Raw genomic sequence first — 21,220 nt, forward strand, 5'->3', positions numbered from 1 at the left:
TTACGAAGTAACTGCCGCCGTCCGTTCCGTAAAACAGCGGGAATATGAATTTATCGCCAGACTTGCGGCCGGTGGTGGTCAGCAGCAGGGCCGGCGCCGTGATCTCACCTCGCCGGGGCACCATGCGCGATCATTCGCGGCGTCTATTGCCGGTGGCGCGCATGTCTGCTGTTGGCACTTAACGGACATGGCGCGATGTCCGCTCGGAGTCCGCTTTCAGGGGTAAAACGGAAGTCCGATTTCGGGACCGTCAGATCCGCTTTTGACCCCGAACCGACATCGACATTGACCCCGGCCTGGCACCGGCAAGCTTTTGTGCAGCGGGGATTGAGCCTCGTGTTGGTGTGTACGTGCGGCGATCCTGATCCGGTCAGTCATCCTTACCCAAGAGCAACGCTTATCGTGGCAACAGGCCATCCCCGCCCAAAGTTAGTGAATCGCTCCCCTTGTCACACCGCGAGCGCATGACATACTCGCAGAGCGAACGATTGAGATCGTGCAGCGTCTGGGAGCTGCCAGTGATGCAGTCCTGGGATTTTGACCTTCGGCTCGAGTCTCGCCGCCATCAAGGCGGAGCGAATTCGCCATAGCTTTTCTTGAAGTTGCGACTGGCGGCTTCGCTTCCTCCCGACGTTAGTGCTCAGGCCGCGCAGACGGCCGCCTGCAGAAAGCAAGCCTGCTCAAGCACAACCGGAGGAAAGCCTATGACAATGACAGCTGAGTTACCCGGCCAACTCCCATGGTGGAAAGAGCCCACCAAGGATCAATGGATGGCATGGATCGCCGCCTGGCTAGGTTGGACCCTCGATGCGTTCGACTTCACCATCTTCCTCTTGATCATGGTGCCGATCGCGGAAACGTTCCACGTGCCGCTGATCGAAGTGACCGCGGTATTCACCGTAACCCTGTGGCTGCGGCTGGTGGGCGCCGTCGGTTCCGGCTGGCTCGCCGATCGCATCGGGCGCAAAGCACCATTGATGATCTCGATTCTGTGGTACTCGGTGTGCAACCTCTTCGCCGGCCTCTCGCCGAGCTTCACGCTGCTCTTCCTGTTCCGCGCGCTGCTCGGCATCGGCATGGGCGCGGAGTGGCCCGCCGGCGCCGCGCTTGCCATGGAATCGTGGCCAACTCGCTCGCGCGGTCTCATGAGCGGCGTGTTGCAGGGGTCGTGGAGTATCGGCTTCCTGCTGTCAAGCCTCGCCTACGGACTGCTGTACGACACGATCGGCTGGCGCGGCCTGCTGATCCTCGGCGTTCTGCCGGCTTTGGCCGTCGTGTGGATTCGCATCTATGTCAAGGAGCCGAAGGTGTGGGTGGAGAACCGCCGCATTCAGCGTGAGCAGAAGCAAGAATTTCGGGCCCCGCTGCTCGAAATCTTCCGCCGGCGCGTCCTCGGTAACACGGTCATGGCGTGCCTGTGGATGGCGAGCGGCTTCGTGATCTACTACTCGGTCTACGGCATGTTCGCCACGCACCTCCAGAAGGATCTGCATCTGGCTGCGGGAATGGTTGCGATGCCGATCGCGCTAGCCAACCTGGTGGCGTTCCTGGCGAGCGGTGCCTGGGGGTACGTTGCCGATATCTTCGGTCGCAGATGGGCCATGATCATCCCGGCGGCGATCGGCGCCTGCGTCACGCCGCTCTATCTGTTCTCTGATTCCTACCCCACGGTGGCCGGCGCCTTCATCCTGCAGGGTGCGTTCCTCGGCGCGATCTATGGACAGAATCCGGCGTATCTGACCGAACGTTTCCCGACCGAGGTGCGGGCGACCGCGTCGGGCTTCTGCTACCATCAAGGAGCGATCTGGGCGGGCTTCACCGGGCCGGTGCTGACCTACTTCGCCGTCAGTCAGCCGCTTGGCTTCGCCGTTCCGATGCTGGTGGCGACGACCGGCGCCGCGATTATGTTCGTCATCACCCTGCTGTACAGCCCTGAGACGAAGGGCAAGGAACTGGTTGCGCAAATCACCTCGCTACAAGCCGCCGAGTGACAGCGACTGTGCGGCCGTCTTTCGGACGGCCGCACGCTTCGTGCCGCAAGGTCCGGACACCCGGCATCGCTGTGCCCTTGACATTACAAGCCAGCTCCGACGGGGCGGTCGAATGGCGATGTTGTTTGCCGCAGTGCATGAGTCTCTTGTTGGGACGAACCGGACATGGTGCGATGTTCGCTCGGAGTCCGCTTTTGGGAGAATAGCGGAAGTCGCATTTCAGGGCCGTGAGGTCCGTTTCTGACCCGTTTCAGACATATGCTGCGACGCCTTGTCCGCCGACTATCAATCACGAGCGCGAAACCGCTCTAGCAGCAGACGTCGCGCGTGACGTCGCGGGAGCGGACCGCGTAAACGACCGCACCACGCCGATCATGGCTGGTGAGGATTTCGCCTTCATGCTGCTGGAGCGTCCCGGCGCCTTCATATTCCTCGGCATGGGCGATAGCCCGGAGTGCCATCATCCTGCTTACAGATTCAACGACTCGATCCTTGGCCACGGCGCGTCGTATTGGGTGCGAATGGTGGAGAAGACGATGCCGGCCAATTGACGCGAATTGATGCGTCTCAAGGCCTGTTTCCCATCTACCTATGCGTTCCCTCGACCAAATCGGTTGCTAGTGGTTGCTAAGCGAATGAAGGTGGTCGACGGCAGCTTTTGGGGGCAAAGTGCGCGCGGCGGCATTCCCGACGCCCAGATGATCGGCGACATCGCCGTAGTCCGGTTCGTGCCAGGAAAGCGCAAGGCCTCGCTACTTCTCGAGATTTTGTGCAGGTGGAAAATCCCGGGAATACACCGGATTGGCGAGGAACTGTTTCGGATCGTAGGTCCAGAACTGGCTGACGGCCGGATAGGTTTTGATGACCGCGTTGACGAGGCGCCCGTCCTTGCGCGCTACTTTTCGGATGTAGACGTTACCGACGACGTTTCCGAATTCGTCGAATCGGACCGGCCCGCGCACCGTATCCACCTTGGTCGCACGCAGGGCCGCCATGAATGCATCCTTGTCTTCGACCTTGCCGCTGACTGCCTTCAAGGCTGATTCCAGCACCGCCGCCTCGACATATGTGCTGGCGGCGTAAAAGCCCGGGTCGTATGAAAATTCCTTGCGGAAGGCCGGCGCAAACTGCTTGTTGAGCGGATTGTCGAGTTCAGCGGAATACCAGCACGCCGTCACAATCCCGAGCGCCTCGTCGCCCATATTGCGGAGCACCGCTTCGTCAAGGGCCGTCATGCCGCCGATCGGCTGCAATTTATCTTTCATTCCATATTCGACAAATTGCCGAAGGAAACGGAAGCCGTTGGAGCCGGCGAACCCCAGAAAGATGCCGTCCGCGTCGATCTTGAGGTCGGTCACAACGGCCCCATAATCGGGCGTGGCGAGCGGCGTAAACAGTTTTTGGATGATTTTGCCGCCATTCTCTTCGAAAACCCGCTGGAAGCCGGCGCACATCTCCTGGCCATACGCGATGTCATCGGCGATGGTGATCATACGTTTGAACTTGAGCTCCTTACTGCAGTAATCCGCCATCGGATGGGCGCATTGCGCCGACGTGGAAGTGGCGCGAACGAACCAGGGATTGGGATGACGCTGCGTCATGTCCTCGGCCGCCGCAACGGAAAGCGTGGGGGTTTTGGTCTGGCGGATGTAGTCGTCGATTGCCAAAGCCTCGAAGGCGGCGAGCGGGCCAATTAGACAATGGACATTGTTGCGCTCGACGAGCTCCTGCGTCTTGGTGCGCGCGGTCGCGGGAACGCCGGCGGTATCGGCGACGATGAGTTCAACCTTGCGGCCGGCGAGCTCATTGTTGCGCTCCTTCAGATACATCACGAGCGCGCGCTCCATGTCGATACCGCCCGAAGCCAGCGGTCCTGTCTTCACGGTCAGCAGTCCTACGCAGATCGCGCCGGCGGTTTCCGCCGCGGCCGCATTTCCAGTAGACCCGGTGAGCGCTGTTGCGGCGGCTGCCTGCATCAAGTCGCGTCTAGTGATCCTCATGACGTCCTCCCGATTTGGTTTATTTCTGGCGTATTGTTCGCGTACTCTTGTTATTCCCTTGACTGCTTCCGGGGGATGATCGGAAGAAGCAGATAATTCGCGTCGTCAGCGTCGACATGCAGGGTCATGCGCCCCCCGAACAGGGTGCACGGCCGGTCGCGCGGGTCGTCGTGCAGGAACGGCCCGCAGCCGGTCAGCTCGTTTTTGAAATTCGACAGCCGCAAGCCCGTCGTCTTCTGCCATTCGTAATCTCGTCCGCGCACTGACAATGCTATCCGGCATCCGGCCGGGACCACAATCGAGGTTGGCCAGATTTCGACGTGCAGATCGACTGGCTCGCCAGGGATCAGGGGCTGCTTTTCATCATGCGTATGATAAGGCCGCCATGGCTTCGAAAGCTTGCTGTCGAGTTTACGATGCGACGCCCGCAACCAGCCCTGGGCAATGGGCGTATGTGGATCAATTGCCCCGACAAACACGACTTCGCGCATGTCGGCCGTGAAGACACGAAAGACGAGAAAGATATCGGCATCGGATGTCGACGACGAAATGCGCAATCGCGCGGCGACTGGTCCGGTAATTTCCGTCTGTTCCGAAAGCGGCTCCGACAGGAAGGTAAGGCCGTCGCCGCCGGCATCGAACGATGGGCAGCCGGATTTGCTGGGCGGAACAGAGGACAGAGTCTGACCATCGGGAACGAGATGAAATTTGGTCCATAACGTTTGCGCCAGCGGCCACTCGGCTTCGCTTCGCTCCTCGAAGCGATCAACATGGCGCACCTGCAGCAGCACACGGGATCGCTCGCGCCAGCCATTGTTCACGCCCTTGAGATAGTAATCGAAGAAGGCTTTTTGCAGCAAGCGCCCGTAGTCCGTGTAGAAATGTGTCCAATGCTCGAGGCCATGTGCCTCTAACCACTTTTCCTTCGAAGCGGCGCGCATGAACCCTTCGAAATTGCCGCGGGGATGCAAACCCTGTCCACCCCAATTCGCGGCTGAAAGGAAAGGAACCGTCACCTTGTCCCATTGTGGCGAACGAACCCTGTGGTAGTCGTCGTCGAGCGGGTGGCTGAGAATGTCGTCACCGAAGCTGCAGCGGTTACGTGCGAGTTCGTCGTCGGACAGCGCCTCGTCGCCACACACCCAAAGACCGGAGACGGCGCTCCGGGGACCGCGTTGGCCAAGGCCGTATTGCACGGTCTTTACCTGCATGTCGTACCAGTTCGCCCAGAAGGTCGAGAGGATCCCGCCGTGATGGGTCATATCGCGGTACCAGTCGGCTGCGCCTTCCCAAATGCACATGGCGTTGAGATGCGGCGGCTGCAACGAGGCGACATGCCATTGGTTGATGCCGTAATACGAGACGCCCGAAAGACCGACCTTGCCGTTTGACCACCGCTGCCGCGCGGCCCACTCGATGCATTCGTAGAAGTCACGCGTCTCGCGGGGCGAGAAATGGTCGATGAATCCGGGTGAACGGCCCGTTCCGCGCGAATCGACGCGCACGCAGGCGTATCCATGCGGAACCCATTTCTCAGGATCGACGACTTCCCAATTCTGATATTTGTTGGTCGAACCGTAGGCAACATCTGGATGATTGGCGATCATCTTCTGCCACGCGCTCGGATAACCCTGCTGGAAAGAAAGGCCCTTGGCATAGGGGCCGTAGGTCAGCAAGACGGGACACGGTTCGCCCGAGATTGGCCGAAACACATCGCCCTTGAGCGCGACACCATCGTCGACCGGAATGTCGACATCCCAGTCGATCGCCATCCCGTCTTGGACCGTCGTTTGGCCCATTCGAACGTCTCCCGTTTCGCAAATGCGCAAGCGATGGAAGTCTGTCTTGCTCGCGTTATCAGGCTCAGCGCCAGTCGGCTAGCTAGTCGTTGTCCATTTGGCCCCTTCGATACCGCAACATTTGCCTCCTCATGCAAAACCGGAAGAGCAAAAAGCACAATTGGTACTGGGACTTGGTCGTGAGAAGGCGACGTGTCCTTCGCCGGGCCATGACCTCCATCCAGCCGTTCCACATACGGAAGTGCAAACTCACCCGCCCGGGGGTTGCCTGTTCGGACGAGCGAAGCAGCCGACCAGCTGCATGAGCTGACGGACGCCGGCGGCATCGAGATTGTCGATCTGCCGGGCGAGCCCGATGACATCTTCGACAGTCGGCGGCTCGAGCGGTATCGCCAAACAGTCGCGGAGGCCACCCAAGTCACTATTGAAAACGTATCAACCTGCCTCATGTGAGTTCATCTGATCGACCCGATCAATTGGCCGGCAACTCTCTGATGGCCGGCAACCGTCAGGTGAATATGATCAACCTGGACCATTCCCGCCGCTCTTGCCGAGTTGATGATCCCATCAGCTACGACGGTCCGGATGTGACGCCTGTGAAGTTCCCCGATGATCCTTGCGATATTGGTTTGCCTGGCTTCGGGGGTGATCATTCCGCCGCCATGCTTGCCTCTCGTGAAATCGTTTCCGCCGAAATTCAGGATGACGAGGGTCGTGCCGTCCGGCACCGACCTGTCGAGGCGCGCCAACATTCCGCCAGTCGTATCTCCGCTTATTCCAGCATTCACGACATGAACGTTCTTGCCTCTGGCGTGAAGCATGCTCTCCAAACGCGCAGGCCATGCCTCCGACGGGGAAACGCCTTTTCCCTGCGTATTGCTCGCGCCAAGGGCGACAATCTGAGCCAAGGCAGAATTTAGCGAGACGATACTGAACGCGGCGAACATCAAGGCGACAAAACCACCCTTCCTCGGATTCATTACCTTGCCCTTCTCGCCATTCGAATTCAGGCGAAAAAATATAGCAGCAATCTGATGCGGTGTAACGGTTTACACACTGCGTCAGAAATGAGCACAACGAAAAAGACTATTCCTCGCTGAACTCACTCATGTCCGACAAGGTATCCCACGGCGCATGTTCGCCCATCAAATGTTATGGAAGAATTCTGCCACTGGCCGACCCGAGATGCCGGCAACTCACAATCTACAGCGAGGACCACAACAACTTGCCGATCGCTCCTGCTATGGGGTTAAAGTCGCCGCACTGCCAACAACAATTGGTACAATCAAGAGTTTTCCGGATTCTTCAATTTCTCCACCTCCTAAATGTAAATCGGTACACTATAGTCCGAGGTGATCGCGAATCCGACCGTAGAGTACGACACTCTTCACGGCCACGGGCCATAATGCATGGAAACGAATTGGCCTTAGGCCTGTGATCGGCATGTCGATTTCGGCCGTCTCACCCCCGATCAACCGTTTTGCCAATTGCTGTCCCATCGCGGTCGCGAGCGCCACGCCACGGCCGTTGCACCCGAGATAGACCAGCGCACCCGGCCCCGGCTCGTGCACATGCGGGTAGTGATCGGCAGTCATGGCAAGGCGGCTGTTCCAGCCGTGGGTCCAGCTAATACCTCGAAGCGCGGGCCAAAGCCTAATGGCGTAACGCATGAGATATGCGACCGCGGACGGATCCCTGATCCATTGCATCGGACCGCGCCCTCCCATCAACAGACGGTTCGACGCATCGACGCGATAGTAAACTGTGATATGGCCGCTTTCGTACAGCACCGATCGCGTCGGCAAGATCTGTCGTGCAATGCTATCGGGGAGCCGCTCGGTCGCGGCGATGGAGCTGAACACGGGCACGATGGTACGGCGCAGGCCGGGCCAGAGAGAATCGGTAAACCCGTTTGTCGCGATCAGTACTTTCTCGGCCCGAACCACTGCACGCGGGGTCTCGATCCGCCATCGCCCACCTTCCGGCCGCAGCGAGGTCACACGCGTTTGCCCGTGAATCGCGGCACCGGCGGCGAGCGTCGCGCACGCCAGACCCCGCGCATAGCTCAGCGGCTGCACATCGCCACCACGACGGTCGAGCATGGCGCAGACATATCGATCTGTTCCCGTCACCTCCCGCAACGCGTTCCGATCGAGCACACTGACCGGCATGCCGCGCCGCATGCACTGCTCCGCGGTAGTTTCGACAGCCGCCGCGTTCACCTCGTGATAGGCCGCCCGCAGCGTGCCGTTCTGCCGCGCCTCACATGCGATTCCGAGGCGGCGGATAAGGTCGAGCGTAAAGGTGGGTGTGCTGTGGGAAAACGCGATCATGCGCCGGCCGAGGTCAGCACCGAACGACGCCTCGATCGTGTCGGGATCGAGCTTCAGTCCCGGATTGAGCTGGCCGCCGTTGTTGCCCGACGCGCCCCAGCCCGGCTCCTGGGCTTCGAGCACGATCGCGTCGGTCCCCTGCTCGGCGAGATGCAGCGCGGTCGAAAGTCCGGCAAACCCGCCACCGATAATCGCAACCGACACGTTCCTGTCGGTGTCAAGTGGAGGCGTCGGGACAGCTGGAACTGCGTTGTCGGCATAAACGCTCGGCGGCAACGCAAGCGGATTGTGGATCGACATCATTCGGTCCGTGAAGTTGGCCTCATAAAGGATGCAGCACGCGGCGCAGGAAATCCCGGGTTCGCGCGTGCTGTGGCTGGTCAAGCACCGCCTTCGCCGGCCCCTGCTCAACGATCACGCCGCCATCAATGAACAACACCCGATCGGCGACCTCCCTGGCAAATCCCATCTCATGCGTGACCACAGCCATCGTCATGCCGTCGTCGGCGAGCTTGCGCATAACCCCAAGTACTTCGCCGACGAGTTCCGGATCGAGCGCAGAAGTCGGCTCGTCAAACAGGATCGCCTTCGGCTGCATCGCCAGCGTACGGGCGATCGCGACACGCTGCTGCTAGCCACCCGATAGCTGCGCCGGATAGGCGCCGGCCTTTTCGGCGAGTCCGACCCGCGCCAGCAGCACGCGGCCGCGCTCCAGCGCCTCGGCGCGAGGTTCGTTCTTCACATAGATCGGTCCTTCAATGACGTTTTCGATGGCCGTCCGGTGCGGAAACAGATTGAAACGCTGGAACACCATCGAAACCTGAGTCCGGATCGCGACGATCGATGACGCTTTGCCTTCTACCCGCGCTCCCTCGACCAGAATGTCGCCGGCATCATAGCTTTCCAGGCCATTGATACAGCGCAGGATGGTCGATTTTCCCGAGCCCGACGGACCGATGATACAGACTACCTCGCTCTTCTCGACCGAGGCAGTAATGCCCTTCAGCACCTCAACCGGACCGAAACTCTTGTGGACATTGCGGAGCTCGATCATCGGCGCTCCGACCTCTTTTCGAGATGCCGAACCAACAGAATGAGCGGAATGCTCATGGTGAGATACATCAGCGCCACGAGCGTGAACACGCTGGTATTCTTGAATGTCGAGGAGGCTATCAGTTTGCCCTGCAACGCGAGTTCGGCAACCGTAATGGTCGAGGCCTGCGAGGAATCCTTCAACAGCATGATCATGATGTTGCCGTAGGGCGGCAGCACGATGCGAACGGCCTGCGGTAACACGACGCGGCGCATGGTCAGCCACCAGCCCATGCCGATGGTCTGTGCGGCTTCGATCTGTCCCTTGTCGATCGCTTCAATGCCGGCGCGAAAATTCTCCGCCTGATAGGCCGAGTAGGCAATGCCGAGTCCGAGAATCGCCGCCTGCAGCGCGGTCAGCGTGACGCCGAAGTCGGGCATCACAAAGTAGAGGTAGAACAACAGAACGATGATCGGGATACCACGGATCACGTTAATCAGGCCGGCGCTCAGCCCGGACAAAGCGCGCACGCCGGAGACCCGCATCAATGCCCAAAACAGCCCGAGAATCGTCGACAGGATCAGCGAGCCCACAGTGACGAGGATCGTCAGGCCCACGCCTTGCAGCAGGATAGGGAAAAACTCGGTGGCGTCACGCAGGAAATTTTGCATCGGTTCAAATCACTCGCTGCACCCTGCGATCGAGCCTCAGGGGGACTTTGCCGTCAGTCCCCATTTGTCGAGAATCTTGTCGACGGTACCATTTACCCTGAGCTTGGCGAGCGAAGCATTGATCTTGGTCAGCAGTTCCTGGTCGCCCTTGCGGACCCCGATCGCGACGGTGCCGATCACCGTCGGCTTGTAGGAATCAACCAGCCGAACTTCCGGAAAGCCGCCCTGCTTGATGTTGTAGGCAAGAATCGGATAGTCGCCGAACCCGGCCTTTAGACGGCCCGTGTTCACGTCGCGCAGGATGTCCGGAATGGTATCGTAAGCCTTGACCTCGGTGAATAGTCCCGTCTTCTTCAGTGCATCGACAAAGGCGGTGCCGATCTGGGCCCCGACGACCTCGCCCTTCAGATCTTCCAGTGCCGAGTAGTTTTTGGTGTCGGTCCTGGGCACCATCAGGCCCTCGCCATAGGTATAGACGGGATCCGAGAAATCGATGACCTCCTAGCGCGCGGCGGTAGCGAACATCGCCGCCGAGATGATGTCGATCTTGTTCGACGTCAGCGAAGCGATCAGCGTGGAAAACTGCATCGGCTCGATCTGCACCTGGAAGCCGGCATCCTTGCCGATCTCGGTGACGAGATCGACCATCACGCCCTGAATGCTGTTGGTCTTGGTGTCGAGGAACGTGAAGGGCACGCCGGTTGGAGTCGAACCCACCTTTAGCACCTGTTGCGCCGACCCGGGCGCCGCGGCTGTCAGGGCGAGGGCCGCCGCTGCGGCCTGAGCGAGACGTTTGAAAATCATCGTACCCTCCACCAGAGTGGTTGTATTGTCGCCGTCTAAGCCAAATTTCGACGTTGAAATTACAGTCACATCGCCGACAAACGTGCAAGCGATTTTCACGCACATGGAGGCGTGCGCGGCAGCAAGGGAATGAGCAGGCCGGCGGACGGGGAGGAGCCGACGCTGGATGTTGCGGCTAGACGCTCGTGTAGTTGTCGGGAAACACGACGTGCTCGACAGCAAACACCGAATCGAAACCTGCCGCCTCCGCCAGGCGCACCAGACGGCGTGCGCCTTCAGGGTCGGAGAACGTGTTGTTGCGGAAGTGCAGGGCGAATTTCATGACGGCGGTTCCTCCCCGGATCGAGCGGCGCGTTCGATCGGCGCCTTCCAAACGCTATCATGGCACGCGACGGGGGCATCGGGGAGCCGCCGTTTATGGCAGTCTCCCGGGTACGCGCCAACACCTGTTCAAGCGAGCCGACCCTTCGTATTCTCGGGCCGCGGAGGACATGACGATGAAGCTTGGTCTGGCAATCGGCTATTCGGGCGCACATCTGGACGTGCCAGTCACACTCGTGCAGCGCGCGGAAGAGCTGGGTTTTCTGCTGATCGAGCAAGTGCTGTCACGCGCGGAGCCGCGGTGGCCGAAACGTCCGAAGGCCATCGCGACCAATAGATAACGACACAAAATCCATCGCCGGCCACATGGCCTGCGAGCGACACGATAAAGGAGAGAACGATGCGCATCGGCGGGCAAATGTTTTTCACGGACTATTCGATGACACCTACCGAACTGGCGTTGGCACTGGAGGACCGCGGTTTCGATTCGCTCTGGGTGCCCGAACACTCCCACATCCCGTTGACGCGCAAATCGCCCTTCCCCAGCGGCGGCGATCTTCCCAAGAAGTATTACGACGTGATGGACCCGTTCGTGGTTCTGAGTGCAGCTGCGGCGGCGACCGAAACGCTACTGCTCGGGACCGGCATTTGCCTGATTGCTCAGCGCGACCCGATCCAGACCGCCAAGCAGGTCGCTTCGATCGACCAGGTTTCGGGTGGCCGTTTCCTGTTCGGCGTCGGCAACGGTTGGAACGAGGACGAGATGGCCAACCACGGCACCGCTTTCGCAAGCCGCCACAAGCTGGCGCGCGAGCGTATCGAGGCCATGAAGGCGATCTGGACCCAATCAAAGGCCGAGTATCATGGCGAGTTCGTGAACTTCGAGCCGATGATGACCTGGCCGAAACCGGTCCAGAAGCCGCATCCGCCAATCCTGGTCGGCGGCGCCTTCCCATACGGCGCGCGGCGTGCCCTGGCTTACGGCAACGGCTGGATGCCTCACCGCACGCGCACCCAGTACGCCGACGTGCAGGCCCTGCTGCCAAAATTCCGCGAGATGGCGGTTGAGGCGGGCCGCGATCTCGCGTCGGTGCCGATCACGATCTGGGGCGCCAAGGAGAATCTCGACCTGCTCAAGCGCGACCGCGACGATGGCATCTCGCGCGTGGTGGTCGCCTTTGATTCTGCCAAGGGCGATAAGATCCTGCCGGAGCTCGACCGTTGGGCGACGTTGATCCGTCAGCTCGGCAGCTAGCGTCGGTAATGGAAGCCTCTTTCGACGCTAGACGAGCGGCAGGACCTCGGCCCTGAATTTTTGCATGCCGCTAAGGACTTCGTCGGCCGTCGAACCGCCGAACCCGAAATCGAGGCAGCCGACACCGACGTCGCGCAGCGCGCGGATGTCGGCGGCAAGGAGCGTTGGCGGACCGGCGAACAGACGATGTTCGCCATCACTGGCCTTGGCTGGCGCGGTCTCGCCGAACACCGTGATGCGCAGGCTTAAGCCCACCGCCTTGGGATCGCGCCCCGCTTCGGCGGTCATCTTGCGCAGGCGCTCCGCCTGGACCTTGAGACGCGTCAGACTATCGAGAGGATTCTGGGGGTTGGTGCCGATCGGGTACCAGGCATCGCCGATGCGGGCGGCTCGTCGCAACGCAGGGCCGCTCTCGCCTCCGACCCAGATCGGCGGATGCGGCTTCTGCACGGGCTTCGGCTCGAAACCGATATTCGAGAATCGGATATGCCTCCCGTCAAACTTCGGCGCATCCTTCGTCCAGAGTTCCACGAAGGCGCGGACATATTCGTCGGTCACAGTTCCACGCGCATCGAAGTCCGGCGCGGCGAGGGCCTCGAACTCCTCGCGCATCCAGCCCGCACCAATACCCAGCGTGAGTCGGCCACCCGAGAGAACGTCGATAGTCGCGAGAATTTTGGCGGTCAGCACGGCTGGCCGATGCGGGACCACCATAACGGAGGTCACAAGACGCAGGCGCGTCGTTTTCGCGGCGATCCAGGCGATCTCCGTCAGCTGTTCGTGCCGCTCGTTGCGGGTGCCGCTGGGGAACTCCCCGGAGGCGCTGTAGGGATATTCGGCCGCGATCACGGTGGGAATCACGACGTGGTCGCTGAACGTCGCGTAGTCGAAGCCCATCGCCTCGCCGCGAACCACGATCTTGGTAAGGTTATCCGCGGTCGACAGGGGTCCGGCGGTCGGTGCGTTGAAGCCGATCAACATTTGTTGCGTCCCTTCCCTACATTGCATTGCCCGCGTCGATGCGACACCATGCGGCCGCCAGCGGGTGGCGGCAAGCGCGTCCCGCGACGACATGCGACCAGATGCAGGCGGAGACGACGGATCATGACGGCGGCCGTTAGACAGGCGAGGCGGCAGCGGTTCCACGCGCCGCTGGCCGAACTGATAGCAGAAGCCGCGGCCTTGCGCGATTCCGCGCACGGGCGGCTGATGTCCTACTCGCGCAAGGTCTTCATTCCGCTGACCAAACTCTGCCGCGACGTCTGTCACTACTGCACGTTCGCGCAAGTGCCGCGCACGGGCAAGCCCGTCTACCTGTCACCCGACGAAGTGCTTGCCATCGCGCGCGCCGGCGCGGCCGCGGGTTGCACCGAAGCCCTGTTCACTCTGGGCGACAAGCCGGAGCTGCGATACCAGGCCGCGCGCGATGCATTGAAGGCGCTTGGCCACGAAACGACGATCTCCTATCTGGCTGCGATGTGCGCGCTTGTGCTTCGCGAGACCGGATTACTGCCTCATGCCAATCCCGGCGTGATGACGCGCGACGAGATCGCCGGGTTGCGCGAGGTCACGGCGAGTCAGGGCATCATGCTGGAGTCCACCAGCGAGCGGCTCTGCAGGCAGGGCGGCGTTCACTACGGTTCTCCTGACAAAGCTCCTGCAGTCCGGCTGGAGACCCTGCGTCTGGCCGGCGAACTGAAGGTTCCGTTCACGACCGGAATCCTGATCGGCATCGGCGAGACACGAGACGAACGGATCGACGCACTGGAGGTGATTCGGGATCTGCACGCGGCCCATGGCCATATCCAGGAAGTCATCGTCCAGAATTTCAGGGCCAAGCCTGACACCAAGCTCGCCAATTCTGAGGAACCTGATCTCGACGACCTGCTCTGGACCATCGCGACGGCGCGTCTGATTCTCGGGCCCGACATGAATATCCAGGCGCCGCCAAATCTGTCGCCAGGAGCCTATCAAAAGCTGATCGACGCAGGGCTCAACGACTGGGGCGGCATCTCGCCGGTCACGCCCGATCATGTGAACCCAGAGGCGCCGTGGCCTGCCATTGCCGAACTCGCCCGCAAAAGCGCGGACGCCGGCAAGCTGCTGGTGAACCGCCTGTCCGTCTACCCCCGCTACGTGCGCGACGCCGATACGTGGCTGGCTCCCGATATCGCCACCCGCGTGCGACGCATGAGCGACGCTGAGGGCTTCGCGCGCGACGACGACTGGGCACCGGGCAACACCAAGCCGCCACCGGCGCCGCTGGTGATCGCCCGCGGCGTCGACACCGGGATCGCCGGAATCGTCGAACGTGCCACATCGGGCGAACGGCTCGCCTCGAACGACATCGTGCGCCTGTTTGCGGCACGCGACGCGGACTATCGGTACGTCACGCAGGCCGCCGACGCGCTGCGACGCGCGGTTAGTGGCGACGTCGTGCGCTACGTCGTGAACCGCAACATCAACTACACCAACATCTGCACCTACCGGTGCAAGTTCTGCGCGTTCTCGAAAGGCCGCACGCATGAGGATCTGCGTGGCTCACCTTATGATCTCGACATCGATGAAATTACGCGTCGCTCGATCGAGGCGTGGGATCGCGGGGCGACCGAAGTGTGCTTGCAGGGCGGCATCCATCCCGACTACACCGGCGCCACGTACGAAGCGATCTGCCAGGCGATCAAGGCGGTCGTTCCCGACATGCACATCCACGCCTTCTCGGCTCTGGAAGTGACGCAAGGTGCGGCCACGCTGGGACTTCCGATCCACGAGTTTCTCGCGAAGCTGAAGGCGGCCGGTCTCGGCACACTACCCGGAACGGCGGCCGAAATCCTCGACGATGAAATACGCGCCATCATCTGCCCCGACAAGATCAACACCGGGCAATGGCTCGACGTGCAGCGCGCCGCCCACCAGGCGGGTTTGCGCACCACCTCGACCATCATGTACGGGCACGTCGAGACCTCGAGTTCGTGGGCGATACATCTGCTCGCGCTACGCGACTTGCAGGCCGAAACCGGCGGCTTCACCGAGTTCGTGCCGCTTCCCTTCGTCCACATGGAAGCGCCGATGTACCGCCTCGGCATCGCTCGCCCCGGCCCGACGTTCCGCGAAGCCGTGCTCATGCATTCAGTCGGGCGACTGGCCCTGCATCCGCTGATCCCCAACATCCAGACGTCCTGGGTGAAGATGGGACCGGCGGGCGCCGCGGTCTGCCTGAAGTCTGGCGCAAACGATCTCGGTGGCACGTTGATGAACGAGAGCATCTCGCGCGCCGCCGGCACCCAGCACGGCCAGGAGTTTCCGCCCCACAACATGGAAGCGCTCATCCGCTCGATTAATCGCGAGCCGATGCAACGTGACACTCTCTATCGGCCGGTGCCGGAAGACCGTCGAGCGGCATCCGTGATCGCGGCCGACCTGGAGCCGATTGTGCTGACGCCGCCGCGCAAAGGCGGCAGTCGGTTAGGCGATGCCCCGCTCGGCCAGCAGCGCGGGCACGCCAAGTTCCTCGAGCAGCGTGCGGGTACGTGTGCCGACTGATTGCGGCAGGCGCAGGAAAAGCGCCAAATCGACCGGATGGTCGATATCAACAGCGATTCCGGGCTGACGGATCACGGTCGGCTCGATGCCCTGAAGACGCGCGGCGACGAGGTGCGGGAAATAGCTGTTGTCGCCGAAGCGAAGTGGCACCGATTCCGGCGGCGAGCAGACGACGGCATTGGATCCGAGCTCGTCATGCGCCGGCGAGATCGTGAAAGAGGGCGCTGCGAGATGCGCCGATAACACCGCGTTTATCTCGCCGGCACGGGTGGCTGGAATGTCTCCGGGCAGCGTGATCATGCCGCTACGCCCTTCGCCCGCGAGCACCCTGCGGCCGGCGTTCACGCTGCCGGTATGTCCGTCGCGCGCGCCCTCGGTCACGATCCGCGCACCGATCCTTTCGCCAAGAGCCGTCGCATGCGGATCGAGCGTGACGATCATCACCCCGGCCAGAAGCCGGGAGCCAGCAACGGCTTCGAGCATGTCGGTGAGCATGGTCTCGGCGAGAAGACGACGTTCTGGCAACGACAGCAGGCCGGACAGCCGATGCTTGGCGCCATCAAACTCCTTGACCGGAATGACCGCCCAGATGTCGCTCATCGCTGCGAGACCAGTGCGTCTGCCGCGCCGAGCGTCACGCGCGCCAGCGTCTCCCGGTCATGCAGGCTCTTCATCAGGGTTTTAGCGATCGTGACCCGCGCGCCGACGTTGCCGACCCCATCGGCGTCGGCGTGGTCGACGATATAGCCATCGAGCAAGTCTCCGTAGCGTGCGGCGACGGCGGCGGCGCTGACCTCAAAGCCAAGTTCACGCATCATCTTCGCGGTCGGGCCCTTAACGGCCTGCCCGCCGATGATTGGTGATACCGCGACGACCGGTGCGCCACTCGCCTTGATCGCATCGCGCATGCCGGGGATCGTCAGGATCGGCTCGACGCTGATGAAGGGATTGGACGGACAGACGATCACGGCCCGCACGTCGCCCGAGCGCAGCGCTGCCGTGATGTCGGCGTGCGGCCGGGCGAGCATCACGCCGTCGAAAGCCAGCCCATGGACAACCGGCCGGCACTGCTGGCGCACAAAGTAGTCCTGGAAGTCGATCCAGCCCGCGTCAACGCGCACACGGGTACGTACGCGGTCGTCGCTCATCGGCACCACGTGGACACCGATGCCGAGGCGCCGGCAAATGTCTGATGTCACCTCGGACAGTGTTTGTCCCAGGCGCAGGCGACGGGTGCGCTCGACATGCAACGCGAGATCGCGATCGCCGAGCCGAAACCAGTCCTCGCCGCCGAGCGCGCCGATGCTGTCCATGAACGACCACGTCTCGTCACGCCGGCCCCAGCCGGTGGCGGGATTGTCGATGCCCGCGAGAGCGTAGGTCAGCGTGTCGATATCGGGCGAGATGCTTAGTCCAAGATGCTCGAAATCGTCGCCGGTGTTGGCGACCACGAGCAGTTCGTCAGCCGGCAAGACGAGGCTCAGACCGAGCGCCAGTTTCGCACCGCCGACCCCGCCGGACAGCGCCACGACAAGCCGTTTGCTCATCGGAACATGTCCTCGGCGGCTGGGCGCACCAGCTCAGACGCACCATTGTCGGGACCGCGCCATGTCAGACCGCGCACGACCACGACAGGCTGGCCTTCGGCGCCCTGCCCCATAACGAGCGACGCTGCAGCAGCGATCTCGTCCGCATGCCCGGTGATGCTGACCTGAAGCGCGCGGCCGAACAGATCGGGCGAGCCACGCAGATCCATCAGCGACGGGAGGCCGGCGGCACCAATCGCGACGCTGCAGGTACCGCGCCGCCAGGCACGGCCGAAGCTGTCATTGATGATCACCGCCACTGGCACGCCGAACCTTAGCGACAGGCGCCTCCTCAATATCGCCGCGCTGCCGTCGGGATCGACCGGCAGTAGCAGTGCTCGCTGGGGGTCATCGGGCGAGGCCACGTTGGACTGGTCGATGCCCGCATTGGCCATCACGAAGCCGAGCCGGTGCTCGACGATCAGGATGCCCGGCCTTGCCCGCACGACGCGCACGGATTCCGACAGGATCAGTTCGACGAGGCGCGGATCTTTCTGGACGTTGCCGGCGAGTTTGATCGCCTCAGTCGAGGGTTCGACGGTCGCGAGATCGACCATGCGCCCTTCGGCCTTGGACACGATCTTCTGCGTCAGCACGAAGACGTCGTCGCCACGTGGCACGATGCCACCGCGCGCCAGCCCCTCACCGATCAAGGCGACGAGATCGTCGTCCTTGCGCACCAGCGGAATGCCGGGGACGGCGAGGATCTCGACGGCGTTGCTGCGTTTCATCGGCCGGTCCCGCGCACTCAACCGAAACGCTTGCGGAGACGCGGCAGCACGTGCTCAGCGTAGAGTTTCAGGAAGCGCGCCTGGTCTGGTCCCGGCGCGTGGAAAACCAGATTTCGGAAGCCGAGGCCGACATAGTAACCGATCCGCTCTACGTGCTCGTCGGCGTCGCTGGACACGATCCATCGACTGGCGGCGCGCTCCAGCGGCAGTGCGTCGGCGAGGCGCTGCATCTCGACGGGATCCTCCACCGTCACCTTTTCCTCGGGCGTCAGCGCCAGCGCCGCCCAGTGACGCGTGTCCTCGAGCGCCCGCACCTTATCGATATCGAACGACACCTTGACCTCGATCATGCGATCGAAGGACCGCGACGGATCCTCCGACGCCGCGATGCCCTCGGCGACCTTCGGCAACAGGGTCTCGGTGTAGAGCTCCGGCTTTTTGCCGCTTGTGCAGATGAACCCCTCGGCGGAGCGGCCGGCGTAACGCGCCACGAGGGCACCCGCGGCTGCGACATAGATCGGCACCGGCGTGTCCGGGCGGTCGTAGATCGTTGCCTTCTCAGTCTTGTAGTACTGGCCTTCGAAGCTGACCCGCTCCTGCGTCCAGAGCGCCCGAATCAGCGTGACGGATTCACGCAGGCGAGCGAAGCGCTCCTTGAATTCCGGCCAAGGCTGGCCGGTCGGAGGCACTTCGTTGAGTCCTTCGCCGGTGCCAATGCCGAGCACGACGCGTCCCGGGAACATCGCGCCCATCGTGCCGAACGCCTGGGCGACGATGGAAGGATGGTAGCGGAAAGTCGGCGTCAGCACGCTGGTGCCGATGACGACGCGCGACGTTCTGGCACCCAGCGCGCCCAGCCAGGTCAGCGAGAAGGGCGCATGGCCGTCGACGTGCTTCCATGGCTGAAAGTGGTCGCTGATGAAGACCGAATCGAAACCGACTTCCTCGGCAAGACATGAGAAGCCCAGCAACTTGCCCGGCGCGAACTGCTCCGCCGATGCCTTGTATCCGAGCTTGATCACCACACGTGTTCTCCTGGCTGGCGCCGGTCGATGCCGATGCCGTAGTACCCGTCGCGGAAATCTATAGACTAGCGGCAAACCAACAACCAGCCAAAGCAAGGAAACGACCATGCATCTCGGAATTGCGCTGCCTTTCGGCGACATCGGTGGCGATGGCCCGATCGTGCGCGAATTCGCACAGCTCGCCGAGGCCGAAGGTTACGAAGGTCTGACGCTGGCGGACCACGTCCTCGGCGGCAACCCGGCCAACCCCGCCAGCGGCCGTGCGGGTGGGCTCGGCCTGTTCCACGACCCCTTCGTGGCGTTCGGTTTCATCGCTGCCTGCACGAAAAAGGTCGAACTCTCCACCCAGGTGCTGATTCTCGCGCAGCGTCAGACGGTGCTGGTTGCCAAGCAGGCTGCCAGCCTCGACGTCCTCAGCGGCGGCCGCTTCCGGTTCGGTATCGGCGTGGGCTGGAACGAGATTGAGTTCATCGGCCTCAACGAGAATTTCCACAATAGGGGCAAGCGATCCGAGGAACAGGTCCAAGTGATGAAAGCGCTGTGGGCCAATCCCTACACTACGTTCGAGGGCAAGTGGCACCGCCTCCAGGACGCCGGCATCAATCCCCTGCCGCCACGCCGCAAAATTCCGCTGTGGTTCGGCGGTCACATGGACGTGACGCTGCAGCGGATCGCAAAGTGGGGCGACGGATGGATCATGCTGTCTGAACCGCCGGGACCCAAGGCCGTCGCAGAATTCGACAAGCTGCGCCGCTTGGTGGAGGCCGAGGGACGGGATCCGGCCTCGGTTGGCCTCGAAGTCTGGACCTCAACCGGTACAGGCAGCGAAAAGGACTGGCGCGAGGAAATCAGCTTCTGGAAGAAGGCAGGCGTCACGCACGTCACGCTGCACAACACCTTCGGCGGATACCACCACAAGCGCATGGGCGGCCGGAGCATGACCGACCATGTCGGCGCGATGCGCCGCTACCGCAACGCCGTCGCCGATCTGCTCTGAGGGAGAGCGGCACACACGCGCCTCAGGTATCGGCGAGCACGGCCAGCATGCGGTCGCGGGCGGCGAAATCGCCATCCGCGTGGACGGGTTGCAGACAGACATGCGTGGCGCCGGCGGTGAAGTGCGCCCGCAGGCCGCTCCTGATCGTGTCGGCATCGCCCCACAGGACCATCGTATCGATGAACCGGTCGCTACCGCCGTCGGCGAGCTCAGCCTCGGTGAAGCCCTGGCGCAGCCAGCTGTTGCGGTAGTTCGGCAGCGCCATGTAGCGCGACAGTTCCTTGCGCCCGAGCGCCCGCGCCTTCGCGGGATTGGTCTCGAGCACTACCTTCTGCTCCACCGCGAGCCACTTCGAAGGCCCGAGGATCGCGGCGGCCTGAGCCGTATGCTTCGGAGTCACGTTGTATGGGACAGCGCCACGCGACTTGGCACCGCTCAGCGCCAGCATCTTCGGTCCGAGTGCTGCGACCACGACCGGCGGCAGTTCGCCGGCGGACGCGAACTTGTTGATGCCGTCGAGATAGGTGCCCATCGCGGTCAGCGGTTTGTCGTAGCGATGGCCGCGCAGGCCCTCGACCATCGGAATGTGGCTGACCCCGAGACCGAGAATGAACCGGTCGTCGTAGAGCGCGTTCAGCGAGACCATGGCGCGCTGCGCGGTGAAGGAATCGCGTGCATAGATGTTGGCGATCGAACTGCCGATCACCAGCTTCTCGCTGCTCGACAGCAGCCAGGACGCCAGCGACATCGACTCATAGCCCCGTGATTCGGGGTACCACAGGTTCGAGTAGCCATTATTCTCGACCGTACGCACGAAATCGCGCAGCTGCGATCCGTCAAGTTTATCGGTGCTGTACCACACACCAAGGCGTCCGAGTTTCATGTCGATTGCCTCCGGTTGAAGGTGCGTGCGAGCCGCTATCGCGCGGCCAAAGGGACGAAGCCGTGCGAATTAGCGAGATTGCGTCGCTGCGGCGGTCGGCCACCACGTACCCTATTGGACTGGATCCAGCACGACCACCGGTATCTCGCGCTCGGTCTTGAGCTGATAGTCGGCGTAGGGCGGCCAAAATTCGAGCGCCTTTTTCCAAAGTCGGAGGCGTTCCTCCCCCGCCGTTGTCCTGGCCCGCG

19 protein-coding genes and 3 pseudogenes are annotated in these 21,220 nt (G+C 62.3%); 6 read left to right on the plus strand and 16 right to left on the minus strand.

The annotated features are described in order from the left end of the window. The coding region (locus E7813_RS26105) for a nitroreductase/quinone reductase family protein (protein WP_363331147.1) at positions 1-124 on the minus strand (124 nt) is incomplete at its 3' end. Between the two features lie 646 nt (positions 125-770). On the opposite strand from E7813_RS26105, the gene E7813_RS03020 reads away from it, so the two are divergent. Both E7813_RS03020 and E7813_RS03025 read left to right on the plus strand, forming a co-directional pair. Continuing rightward, positions 771-1,991: an MFS transporter gene (locus E7813_RS03020; protein WP_291570719.1), complete on the plus strand. Its 1,221-nt coding sequence runs from the start codon at positions 771-773 to the stop codon at positions 1,989-1,991. Between the two features lie 275 nt (positions 1,992-2,266). Next, positions 2,267-2,542 (plus strand): annotated as a pseudogene (locus E7813_RS03025) (M20/M25/M40 family metallo-hydrolase); the annotation flags it as partial. 201 nt (positions 2,543-2,743) lie between these two features. On the opposite strand, the gene E7813_RS03030 reads toward E7813_RS03025, so the two are convergent. The 8 genes and pseudogenes from E7813_RS03030 to E7813_RS03065 form a co-directional block, all read right to left on the minus strand. Continuing rightward, positions 2,744-3,991: an ABC transporter substrate-binding protein gene (locus tag E7813_RS03030; protein WP_291570721.1), complete on the minus strand. Its 1,248-nt coding sequence runs from the start codon at positions 3,989-3,991 to the stop codon at positions 2,744-2,746. A 50-nt stretch (positions 3,992-4,041) separates the two neighbouring features. Further along, on the minus strand, positions 4,042-5,790 hold the full coding sequence (locus E7813_RS03035) for a CocE/NonD family hydrolase (RefSeq protein WP_291570723.1): 1,749 nt from the start codon (positions 5,788-5,790) through the stop codon (positions 4,042-4,044). A gap of 455 nt (positions 5,791-6,245) precedes the next feature. Then, positions 6,246-6,770: a GDSL-type esterase/lipase family protein gene (locus E7813_RS03040; protein WP_291570724.1), complete on the minus strand. Its 525-nt coding sequence runs from the start codon at positions 6,768-6,770 to the stop codon at positions 6,246-6,248. A 360-nt stretch (positions 6,771-7,130) separates the two neighbouring features. Continuing rightward, on the minus strand, positions 7,131-8,417 hold the full coding sequence (locus E7813_RS03045) for an FAD-binding oxidoreductase (protein ID WP_291570752.1): 1,287 nt from the start codon (positions 8,415-8,417) through the stop codon (positions 7,131-7,133). Positions 8,418-8,445: 28 nt separating this feature from the next. Continuing rightward, a pseudogene (locus tag E7813_RS03050) lies at positions 8,446-9,177 on the minus strand (amino acid ABC transporter ATP-binding protein). Beyond that, the gene (locus E7813_RS03055) at positions 9,174-9,827 is read right to left on the minus strand and encodes an amino acid ABC transporter permease (RefSeq protein ID WP_291570727.1); all 654 of its coding nucleotides are present in this window, start codon (positions 9,825-9,827) and stop codon (positions 9,174-9,176) included. The pseudogene E7813_RS03050 and the gene E7813_RS03055 overlap by 4 nt, the downstream one beginning before the upstream one ends. 36 nt (positions 9,828-9,863) lie before the next feature. Then, positions 9,864-10,631: pseudogene (locus E7813_RS03060) on the minus strand (ABC transporter substrate-binding protein). Between the two features lie 175 nt (positions 10,632-10,806). Next, positions 10,807-10,953, minus strand: coding sequence for a hypothetical protein (locus tag E7813_RS03065; RefSeq protein WP_291570729.1), 147 nt, complete (start codon positions 10,951-10,953; stop codon positions 10,807-10,809). A gap of 175 nt (positions 10,954-11,128) precedes the next feature. Here E7813_RS03065 and E7813_RS03070 point away from each other — a divergent pair, with 175 nt between their 5' ends. Then, positions 11,129-11,293 (plus strand): hypothetical protein, encoded by a 165-nt coding sequence (locus tag E7813_RS03070; RefSeq protein ID WP_291570731.1) that lies wholly within the window; start codon positions 11,129-11,131, stop codon positions 11,291-11,293. Positions 11,294-11,391: 98 nt separating this feature from the next. After that, positions 11,392-12,207 (plus strand): LLM class F420-dependent oxidoreductase, encoded by an 816-nt coding sequence (locus E7813_RS03075; protein ID WP_291570733.1) that lies wholly within the window; start codon positions 11,392-11,394, stop codon positions 12,205-12,207. A gap of 27 nt (positions 12,208-12,234) precedes the next feature. On the opposite strand, the gene E7813_RS03080 is transcribed toward E7813_RS03075, so the two are convergent. Next, entirely contained in the window at positions 12,235-13,188 is a 954-nt protein-coding gene (locus tag E7813_RS03080; protein ID WP_291570735.1) for an LLM class F420-dependent oxidoreductase, read from the minus strand. Positions 13,189-13,311: 123 nt separating this feature from the next. Here E7813_RS03080 and cofH point away from each other — a divergent pair, with 123 nt between their 5' ends. Next, positions 13,312-15,750 (plus strand): 5-amino-6-(D-ribitylamino)uracil--L-tyrosine 4-hydroxyphenyl transferase CofH, encoded by a 2,439-nt coding sequence (cofH, locus tag E7813_RS03085; RefSeq protein ID WP_291570738.1) that lies wholly within the window; start codon positions 13,312-13,314, stop codon positions 15,748-15,750. Here cofH and cofC read toward each other — a convergent pair. The 4 genes from cofC to fgd are packed head-to-tail and all read right to left on the minus strand — an operon-like array spanning position 15,673 to position 19,089. After that, on the minus strand, positions 15,673-16,350 hold the full coding sequence (gene cofC, locus E7813_RS03090; protein WP_291570740.1) for a 2-phospho-L-lactate guanylyltransferase: 678 nt from the start codon (positions 16,348-16,350) through the stop codon (positions 15,673-15,675). The two genes, cofH and cofC, sit on opposite strands and share 78 nt — an antisense overlap. Next, complete coding sequence (gene cofD, locus E7813_RS03095; protein ID WP_291570742.1) at positions 16,347-17,297, minus strand: 2-phospho-L-lactate transferase; 951 nt, start codon at positions 17,295-17,297, stop codon at positions 16,347-16,349. The genes cofC and cofD overlap by 4 nt, the downstream gene beginning before the upstream one ends. Further along, positions 17,294-18,067 (minus strand): coenzyme F420-0:L-glutamate ligase, encoded by a 774-nt coding sequence (cofE, locus tag E7813_RS03100; RefSeq protein ID WP_291570744.1) that lies wholly within the window; start codon positions 18,065-18,067, stop codon positions 17,294-17,296. The genes cofD and cofE overlap by 4 nt, the downstream gene beginning before the upstream one ends. 17 nt (positions 18,068-18,084) lie before the next feature. Then, entirely contained in the window at positions 18,085-19,089 is a 1,005-nt protein-coding gene (gene fgd / locus E7813_RS03105; protein WP_291570746.1) for a glucose-6-phosphate dehydrogenase (coenzyme-F420), read from the minus strand. Positions 19,090-19,198: 109 nt separating this feature from the next. On the opposite strand from fgd, the gene E7813_RS03110 reads away from it, so the two are divergent. Beyond that, positions 19,199-20,089, plus strand: coding sequence for an LLM class F420-dependent oxidoreductase (locus E7813_RS03110; RefSeq protein ID WP_291570748.1), 891 nt, complete (start codon positions 19,199-19,201; stop codon positions 20,087-20,089). 22 nt (positions 20,090-20,111) lie between these two features. On the opposite strand, the gene E7813_RS03115 is transcribed toward E7813_RS03110, so the two are convergent. After that, complete coding sequence (locus E7813_RS03115; RefSeq protein WP_291570750.1) at positions 20,112-20,972, minus strand: TIGR03620 family F420-dependent LLM class oxidoreductase; 861 nt, start codon at positions 20,970-20,972, stop codon at positions 20,112-20,114. Positions 20,973-21,083: 111 nt separating this feature from the next. Next, positions 21,084-21,220, minus strand: a 137-nt coding sequence (locus E7813_RS26110; RefSeq protein WP_363331148.1) for a nitroreductase/quinone reductase family protein, incomplete at its 5' end; no start/stop codon positions are given.

Origin of the sequence: Bradyrhizobium sp., from assembly GCF_004799405.1 — a bacterium.
Lineage (GTDB): Bacteria > Pseudomonadota > Alphaproteobacteria > Rhizobiales > Xanthobacteraceae > Bradyrhizobium.

Excerpts from the sequence above, each read along its gene's own strand:
- E7813_RS03110 (WP_291570748.1), top strand. The coding sequence starts at position 19,199 with ATGCATCTCGGAATTGCGCTGCCTTTCGGCGACATCGGTGGCGATGGC.
- cofH (WP_291570738.1), top strand. The coding sequence starts at position 13,312 with ATGACGGCGGCCGTTAGACAGGCGAGGCGGCAGCGGTTCCACGCGCCG.
- E7813_RS03075 (WP_291570733.1), top strand. The coding sequence starts at position 11,392 with ATGACACCTACCGAACTGGCGTTGGCACTGGAGGACCGCGGTTTCGAT.
- E7813_RS03040 (WP_291570724.1), bottom strand. The coding sequence starts at position 6,770 with ATGAATCCGAGGAAGGGTGGTTTTGTCGCCTTGATGTTCGCCGCGTTC.
- E7813_RS03065 (WP_291570729.1), bottom strand. The coding sequence starts at position 10,953 with ATGAAATTCGCCCTGCACTTCCGCAACAACACGTTCTCCGACCCTGAA.
- cofD (WP_291570742.1), bottom strand. The coding sequence starts at position 17,297 with ATGAGCAAACGGCTTGTCGTGGCGCTGTCCGGCGGGGTCGGCGGTGCG.
- E7813_RS03070 (WP_291570731.1), top strand. The coding sequence starts at position 11,129 with ATGAAGCTTGGTCTGGCAATCGGCTATTCGGGCGCACATCTGGACGTG.
- E7813_RS03115 (WP_291570750.1), bottom strand. The coding sequence starts at position 20,972 with ATGAAACTCGGACGCCTTGGTGTGTGGTACAGCACCGATAAACTTGAC.
- E7813_RS03035 (WP_291570723.1), bottom strand. The coding sequence starts at position 5,790 with ATGGGCCAAACGACGGTCCAAGACGGGATGGCGATCGACTGGGATGTC.
- cofC (WP_291570740.1), bottom strand. The coding sequence starts at position 16,350 with ATGAGCGACATCTGGGCGGTCATTCCGGTCAAGGAGTTTGATGGCGCC.
- E7813_RS03055 (WP_291570727.1), bottom strand. The coding sequence starts at position 9,827 with ATGCAAAATTTCCTGCGTGACGCCACCGAGTTTTTCCCTATCCTGCTG.
- cofE (WP_291570744.1), bottom strand. The coding sequence starts at position 18,067 with ATGAAACGCAGCAACGCCGTCGAGATCCTCGCCGTCCCCGGCATTCCG.
- E7813_RS03020 (WP_291570719.1), top strand. The coding sequence starts at position 771 with ATGGCATGGATCGCCGCCTGGCTAGGTTGGACCCTCGATGCGTTCGAC.
- E7813_RS03030 (WP_291570721.1), bottom strand. The coding sequence starts at position 3,991 with ATGAGGATCACTAGACGCGACTTGATGCAGGCAGCCGCCGCAACAGCG.
- E7813_RS03080 (WP_291570735.1), bottom strand. The coding sequence starts at position 13,188 with ATGTTGATCGGCTTCAACGCACCGACCGCCGGACCCCTGTCGACCGCG.